The organism is Kitasatospora putterlickiae (genome assembly GCF_039527695.1).
Taxonomy (GTDB): domain Bacteria; phylum Actinomycetota; class Actinomycetes; order Streptomycetales; family Streptomycetaceae; genus Kitasatospora; species Kitasatospora putterlickiae.
The window spans coordinates 1-5,956 of sequence record NZ_BAAAKJ010000208.1; the positions used below are offsets into that span (position 1 = coordinate 1).

Below are 5,956 nucleotides of genomic sequence, written 5' to 3' on the forward strand. Positions count from 1 at the left end.
CGCCGCCGCGGCCGCGCAGGCCCAGGCCGAGGCGGACGCCGCCGCCCAGGCCCAGGCCGCCGCCCAGGCGCAGGCCGAGGCAGAGGCGAAGGCGCAGGCGCAGGCGGAGGCGAAGGCCAAGGCCGACGCGGCTGCCGCCGCCTCCCGCTCGCAGGAGCGCTCGGCGCTGAACAGCAAGCCGTCCTACTCGGGCAGCCCGCGCGAGATCGCCGCCCAGATCGTCCCGGCCGGCCAGCTCCAGTGCTTCAACAACATCGTGGCCCGCGAGAGCAGCTGGAACGTCACCGCCACCAACCCCTCCTCCGGCGCCTACGGCCTGGTCCAGGCGCTGCCCGGCTCCAAGATGGCCTCGGCCGGCGCCGACTGGCGCACCAACCCGGCCACCCAGATCACGTGGGGCCTGAAGTACATGAACTCCCGCTACGGCAGCCCGTGCGGCGCCTGGGCGTTCTGGCAGTCCCACCACTGGTACTGAGCCGGACCACCCACCGCCTCCCGAGCCCGCAGGCCCCCCGCCCGCGGGCTCGCGGCGTTCCCGGTCGGCCCTCAGCCCCGCCCGGCGAGCACGCCGAGGACGTCGCCGCACGGGTCGCGCACCGCGCCCGCCCGGAACGGCCCGTGGTCGCGCGGCGGCTCGTGCGGCGCGGCGCCCAGGTCCAGCGGCCGGGCCATGACCACGTCCACGTCGTCCACGCGCCAGTACGCCACGACGCCGGCCGGGGCGGACGGGGTGCGGGAGACGCCCAGCTCCTGGCCGTGGTCGCCGAGCCGGAAACTCCACGTGGTCGGGCCGCTCGAAGGAGGGCTCGACGCCCAGCACCTCGGTGTACCGGGCACGGGCGGCCGCAAGGTCCTCGGCGTGGTAGCGGATGGTGGCCAGGCCACGGAAGGTCGTCGTCGTGCGAGTAGGGCGGCCGTCGTCCCGGACGGTTCCTGGCCGCCGTTCCCCGGTACGCGTGCGAGCTGGCCGAAATCCCGGTGGTCCCGCGCCGGTCCGGGCACCAGAGTGGGACCCATGGATCAAGTGAGGCTCTCCGACGGGGTCGTCACGCTCACACCGTTCCAGGCTGCGGACATCGACGCGCACCTGGCCGGCGAGGACGAGCAGCTGGTGCGGTGGCTGAACGGCGGGCCGAGCAGCCGGGCCGGCGTCGAGGAGTACGTGCGGCGGTGCACCGCGCAGTGGACGCACCGGGGGCCGGCCCGGGTGTTCGGGATCCGGACCGGGCCGGAGCCGGTGCTGGCCGGCACCATAGACCTGCGGTTCGCGATGCCGTGCCTCGCCCCCGGGCAGGTCAACATCGCCTACGGCCTCTACCCGGCCTGGCGCGGACGGGGCCTGGTGACCCGGGCGGTGCACCTGGTGTGCCGGTACGCGGCCCAGGAGGGCGCGGACGAGGGCGTGATCCGGGTCGACCCGGAGAACCCCGCCTCGGCGGCCGTGGCCCGGCGGGCCGGCTTCCGGCACTCCGGACGGGTGACGGAGCCGACCGGGAACCCGCTCGACTGGTACGTCCGCGAGCTGGCCGTCGACGCGCCCGTCCGGGCCCGGACGGCGGTCGCCCACGCGCGCTGAGCCGCCGGCCGTCAGCGACCGCGCCGCGCGGCCGCCACCACCTCGCCCGTCACCAGCCCGACCGCGATCGCCGTCACCAGCGTGACCAGCTCCACCAGGTCGCGAAACCCCCCGATCGGATGACCGCCGGCCAGGTCGGTGAGACCGCGCAGGCCGAGCGAACCGACCGTCAGGGTGAAGAAGCCGGGCAGCAGCAGGATCAGCCGCGGCGGCGCGCCCGGACGGGCGGCGAGCCGGGTCGAGGCGGCGCTGAGGACGACGGCGGCGGCGTAGGTGCCCGCCACCTCGCCGGCCAGCCAGGTGGCCAGCGTCTGCGCCGCCACCGTCAGATAGACCAGGAGCAGCAGCACCGGCCCGAACCGGGCGGGGATCGCGAAGGCCAGCACGGTGCCCGTGGTGAAGACGATCCAGGCGGTGAACAGCGCCCAGCGCGGCAGGTCCTGGGCGGCCGTCACGTCGAACAGCGCGTGCCGGTCGCGGCCGGTGACGGCCAGTCCGATCAGCACCCCGACGTACAGCTGGAGCAGCAGGAACACCGCGTAGACCAGCCGCACCGCGCCCGGTGTGAGGTGCCCGGCGGCGAGTTCGGCGGTGGCGGCGCTCAGGTAGTCGCCGGGGACGAAGAAGAACAGCGCCGGCAGCATGATCAGCACCGGTCCGCCGTGCGCCGGGGTGCGGGCGAACACCAGCAGCGCGATCACCGACACCACGACGGCCGCCGCCAGCGGCAGCACCGGACTCAGCCGGGGCCATCGGCCCGCCGCCAGCGCGAGGGCCGCGCCGGCCGAGGCGAGCACCGCGGTGGAGCCGACCTCCCACCAGGTGGGCTGCATCAGCGGGGCGAAGCCGAGCGAGAACAGCACGATCCCGAGCGCCTTCGCCCACCAGGGGTACGGCGGCGGGGAGGTGTCGAGGGCGGCGAGCCGCCCGGCCGCGGCGGGCAGGGTCAGCCGGCCGGCCTCCAGATCGGCGAGCAGCGGCTGGAGGGCGGCCAGCTGGTCGAGGCGGAACACCTCGGGGAACGCCCGGACGGTCACCGTGCTGGTCCCGCCGCCGGAGGTGACGGTGAGCACGGCGCCCTCCGGTACGACCAGCAGCCGCGCCGAGCCGCCGAGCGCCCGGGCGGCGCCCGCCACGGCGGGCTCCAGCTGCTCGACGCCCTCGCCGCTGTTGCGCAGCAGCACGACGGTCAGCCGGGCCAGGAAGGCCGTGAGTTCACCGACCCGGGGCGGCCGCGTCAGCTGTTCCAATGCCCGCCTCCGTCCGCGCGAGTCCGTGCCCCGTCCATGCCCCGTCCGTGCCCGTCCGCGTTCCGCCGCGGTGACGCCTCCAGCCTGCCCGCCGACCGGGGACGGCGCGCGTCGGGGCCCTGACGTGGACGCGCCCGGAGCAGTCGGTGAAGATATGGCGCACGTCCGTACGATTTGACCTGGATTGCCCGGCCTACGGGCCGTCAGGGCTTTGCCACCGTTCGCGGCCGCTCCTACGCTCCCGCGTCATGCCCTCACCCCTGATCAGCGTCGTGATCCCCGCCTACGACCAGCGGAAACAGCTGGCGGACTGCCTCGACTCGCTGCTCGCCCAGTCCTTCGACGACGTCGAGGTGCTGGTGGTCGCCGACCGCTCCCCCGAGTGCCCGGCGCAGCTCGTCGAGCGCTACGCCGCCCGCCACCCCCGGGTGTCCGTGCTGCGCCTCGACGCGGCGGTCGGCGTCGGGGTCAGCCGCAACGCGGGCGCCGCCCACGCCCGGGGCGAGTACCTGCTCTTCCTGGACGCCGACCACCTGCTCGCGCGCGACGCCCTGCGCTCCTTCGCCGACCGGCTGGGCCGCACCGGGCCCGTCGACCTGCTGCTCTTCGGCCACACCCGCCGGCACGGCGGGCGGGACTGGCCCGGCGGCGCCGAGGCCCTGCTCGCCGGGGCCGGCTCCGAGGTGTTCGCCCCGCTGGACCGCCCGGAGCTGCTGGGCGCGCCCGCGCTGATCTGGGACCGCCTGATCGCCCGGGCGCACTGGCTGCAGCAGGGCCTGACCTTCCCCGACGGCCGCTACGAGGAGATCCCGCCCGTGCACCGGGCGATGCTGACGGCCCGCCGGATCGCCGTCCTGCCGCGCGCCTGCGTGCAACTGCGCCGCCGGGAGACCGTCCACCCGACCGGCTCGCCGGGCAGCAGCAGCTTCGACATCTTCGAGCAGTACGAACGGACCTTCGCGCTGCTGGACGTCCTGGACGCCCCGACCGCCGTCCGGGAGGCGCTGTTCACCCGGATGATCCGGCACTACCTGTTCGTCTTCGACCTCGCGGGCTGCGTGACCCGCGCCGAACGCCCCCGGTTCTTCCACCGGGCCGCCGACCACCACCGCCGCTTCCAGCCCCCCGGCCACCGCCGCCCCACCGGCCGCGAGGGCGTCAAGTTCTCCCTCCTGGCCGGCGGCGCCTACCCGGCCTTCGAGGTCGCCAAGCTCTCCCACATCGCCGCCGGCACCCTCACCGGAGCCACCCGCCGCCGGTGAGGTCCCCCGCCGGGCACCGGCTGTTCGTAGTACTCCTCGGCCCAGTCACGGAACCCCTCCGGTCTACCGTCGACCAGCAGCGAGAACAGGTGGTTCGCGCCGTCCGGGTCGGCCCCGTCCGTCGGGCCGAAGCGGACGTCCCCGCGGTGCCACCGGTCGTCGCCCGCCTGCCGCCACAGGCACACCGTCACCTCGGGTGCGTCCGGCCCGTCGTCGTCGACGAAGGGCCGGAACGCCTCCGGCACCGTGTCGAGGACGCCCGGCCACACCGTACCGTCGCCGGCGTACGGGCTCAGCGGTGACTCGTGGTCGAAGCCCAGCGCGATCGCGCCGGCCGCCGAGAAGACGATCGTGTAGGAGTCCCCGGCACCGTTGTCCATCCCGGCCACCTCGCGGCCCGGCGTCCCCAGGGCGCCGAAGCCGTGTCGGCGGTACGGGTCGCCGGGCGCGAGGACGGCCTCCACCGCCGCCATCGCACGGCAGAGGTCTCGCAGGGCGGGGACGGCCGGGAGGCGCCGGGCGACGTCGTGCACGCTCATGTCCGCATTCCAGCAGACGCCTCCGACACCAGCCCGCCCCGGAGGGGTCAGACGTGCGCGGTGCCGCCGTCGGTGGCGAGGGTGGCGGCTATCCGGCGCAGGGTGTCGGCGCGGAGCTCGTCGGGGAGCGGCGGCAGGACGTCCATCCACAGGGGCAGGGTGGAGCCGAGCAGCTGGCGCTGTCCGGCGGGCCGGGCGATCAGCCACAGGTGCAGGTGGGCCGCGCCGTCGCCCCAGCGGTTCACGTGGACCCGGCCGATGCCGCCGAGCGCGAGGATCGCCCGCTCCACGCGCTGGAGCACCGGGCCGAGTTCGGCGGCGCGGGCGGGCGGGAGGTCGAGCAGGTCGTGGTGGCCGCGCGGGTTGAGGAACAGGACGGCGGGCAGGCCGTGCGGCTCGCCGAAGGCCCGCAGGCGCCAGTGCTCGTCGGTCCAGACGTAGTCCTCGTCGGGGCGCCCGCACTCGTTGCACTCCACCGGGCCGGCCTCGCCGTGCCGGGGCGGTTCGGGCAGTTCGGGGGCGTCCAGCGCCCGCACCCGCAGCTCGCCGCCCTCCGGAGGCTCGTACGGGAAGATGTCCCAGGCCGGTGCGGCGTCCTCGGGGATCGGGAGGCGCTCGCCGACCGGCAGGTGGGCGAGGAAGCGGCGGTCGTCGTCGTGAGGGTTGGTGATCATGGACACCGACCCTGCCAGAGGCCCCGGGTGCCCGGCCAGCCCTTTCCCGGTACCGCCCGCCGGTCGCGGCTGCGATGATCGGCTCAGCCGTACTCCACGCCGGCAGGGAGGATCCGCCCGTGAGCCGCCCCGACACCCCGCCCGGGACCGATCTGGCCCGCGAGCTGTCCGCCGTGCTGCGCGGCGAGGTCCGCTTCGGTGCCGCCGAGCGCACCGTCTACAGCCATGACGCCTCCAACTACCGCCAGCTGCCGCTCGGCGTGGTCAAGCCCGCCGATCTGGACGACGTCCGCACCGCGCTCGCGCTCTGCCGCCGCTACGGGGTGCCGGTGGTGGCGCGCGGCGCCGGGACGAGCATCGGCGGGCAGGCGATCGGCCCCGGCGCGGTGGTGTTCGACTTCCGCCGCCACCTCGGCGCCGTCCTCGGCGTCGACCCGGAGCGCCGCACCGCGCGGGTCGAGCCGGGCACCGTCCTGGACGATCTGCAGCGCGCCGCCGCCCCGCACGGGCTGCGCTTCGGGCCGGACCCGTCCACGCACAGCCGCTGCACGCTCGGCGGCATGATCGGCAACGACTCCTGCGGCGCGCACTCGGTGGCCTGGGGCCGGACCGCCGACAACGTCGAGTCGCTGGACCTGCTGCTCGCCGACGGCAC

Annotated in this window: 8 protein-coding genes; 4 read left to right on the top strand and 4 right to left on the bottom strand. The window is 75.8% G+C overall.

Annotated features, from left to right (window positions below; genetic code table 11):
* On the top strand, positions 1 to 475 hold a 475-nt coding region (locus tag ABD308_RS20755; protein WP_344337393.1), incomplete at its 5' end, for an aggregation-promoting factor C-terminal-like domain-containing protein.
* A 71-nt stretch (positions 476 to 546) separates the two neighbouring features.
* On the opposite strand, the gene ABD308_RS20760 is transcribed toward ABD308_RS20755, so the two are convergent.
* A complete protein-coding gene (locus ABD308_RS20760; protein WP_344337397.1) occupies positions 547 to 837 on the bottom strand; it encodes a VOC family protein in 291 nt (96 codons plus the stop codon).
* A 178-nt stretch (positions 838 to 1,015) separates the two neighbouring features.
* Between ABD308_RS20760 and ABD308_RS20765 the strand changes: the two genes are divergently transcribed.
* A complete protein-coding gene (locus ABD308_RS20765) occupies positions 1,016 to 1,576 on the top strand; it encodes a GNAT family N-acetyltransferase (protein ID WP_344337400.1) in 561 nt (186 codons plus the stop codon).
* Positions 1,577 to 1,587: 11 nt separating this feature from the next.
* Here the strand turns inward: ABD308_RS20765 and ABD308_RS20770 are convergent, their stop codons facing one another.
* Positions 1,588 to 2,826 carry a threonine/serine exporter family protein gene (locus tag ABD308_RS20770; protein ID WP_344337403.1) on the bottom strand — a complete coding sequence of 413 codons (1,239 nt, stop codon included), beginning with the start codon at positions 2,824 to 2,826 and terminating at the stop codon, positions 1,588 to 1,590.
* A gap of 248 nt (positions 2,827 to 3,074) precedes the next feature.
* Here ABD308_RS20770 and ABD308_RS20775 point away from each other — a divergent pair, with 248 nt between their 5' ends.
* Positions 3,075 to 4,088, top strand: a complete 1,014-nt coding sequence (locus ABD308_RS20775) for a glycosyltransferase family 2 protein (RefSeq protein ID WP_344337406.1) — start codon at positions 3,075 to 3,077, stop codon at positions 4,086 to 4,088.
* On the opposite strand, the gene ABD308_RS20780 is transcribed toward ABD308_RS20775, so the two are convergent.
* Together ABD308_RS20780 and ABD308_RS20785 are read right to left on the bottom strand one after the other, a co-directional pair.
* Positions 4,013 to 4,627 carry a hypothetical protein gene (locus ABD308_RS20780; protein ID WP_344337409.1) on the bottom strand — a complete coding sequence of 205 codons (615 nt, stop codon included), beginning with the start codon at positions 4,625 to 4,627 and terminating at the stop codon, positions 4,013 to 4,015. The two genes, ABD308_RS20775 and ABD308_RS20780, sit on opposite strands and share 76 nt — an antisense overlap.
* Before the next feature lie 47 nt (positions 4,628 to 4,674).
* Positions 4,675 to 5,301 (bottom strand): HIT family protein, encoded by a 627-nt coding sequence (locus ABD308_RS20785; RefSeq protein ID WP_344337411.1) that lies wholly within the window; start codon positions 5,299 to 5,301, stop codon positions 4,675 to 4,677.
* 74 nt (positions 5,302 to 5,375) lie between these two features.
* Here ABD308_RS20785 and ABD308_RS20790 point away from each other — a divergent pair.
* A partial coding sequence (locus ABD308_RS20790) for an FAD-binding oxidoreductase (protein WP_425554818.1) occupies positions 5,376 to 5,956 on the top strand: 581 nt, incomplete at its 3' end.

Coding starts and splice junctions, on each gene's coding strand:
- ABD308_RS20765 (WP_344337400.1), top strand. CDS start 1,016: ATGGATCAAGTGAGGCTCTCCGACGGGGTCGTCACGCTCACACCGTTC.
- ABD308_RS20775 (WP_344337406.1), top strand. CDS start 3,075: ATGCCCTCACCCCTGATCAGCGTCGTGATCCCCGCCTACGACCAGCGG.
- ABD308_RS20780 (WP_344337409.1), bottom strand. CDS start 4,627: ATGAGCGTGCACGACGTCGCCCGGCGCCTCCCGGCCGTCCCCGCCCTG.
- ABD308_RS20785 (WP_344337411.1), bottom strand. CDS start 5,301: ATGATCACCAACCCTCACGACGACGACCGCCGCTTCCTCGCCCACCTG.